The sequence below is a fragment of the Crystallibacter degradans genome (assembly GCF_012952295.1).
In the GTDB taxonomy this organism is placed as follows: Bacteria; Actinomycetota; Actinomycetes; order Actinomycetales; family Micrococcaceae; genus Crystallibacter; species Crystallibacter degradans.
In genome coordinates, this window is sequence record NZ_JABBCH010000104.1 from 1 (window position 1) to 325 (window position 325).

The 325-nt window shown below is 69.8% G+C and carries 1 protein-coding gene; it reads left to right on the forward strand.

From position 1 onward, the window contains the following. A partial coding sequence (locus HGO92_RS23310) for a helix-turn-helix domain-containing protein (protein ID WP_169999132.1) occupies positions 1-210 on the forward strand: 210 nt, incomplete at its 5' end. Positions 211-325 lie beyond the last annotated feature (115 nt).

The following is a 325-nucleotide window of genomic DNA, read 5'->3' on the forward strand; positions in this document are numbered from 1 at the left end:
CGGCTCGTGAACCAGAAGCCCGAACGCGTCGCACTGCAGCTCATCTCCGCGATCTGCGACATCTTCTCCTGCGGCCCGGAGGACCTCATCACGGTCACCGCAGCAGACGTAAAGGCCCGCAAGACCGGGACCGCCAGCTCCCCCAACGTCGTCGACCTCAACCGCACCGCCCGCCCACGCCGAGCCCGCATCATCGATGATGACCACTGAGCCCTCAGGCCTCAGCCCGCGCAACACCACCCGCGGCCGACCGAGGACCACGGGCACCGATGTCTGCGCCCGCTGCAGCCGCAACGCGGGCAAGGCCCGGGTGAGGTGGCCGGAG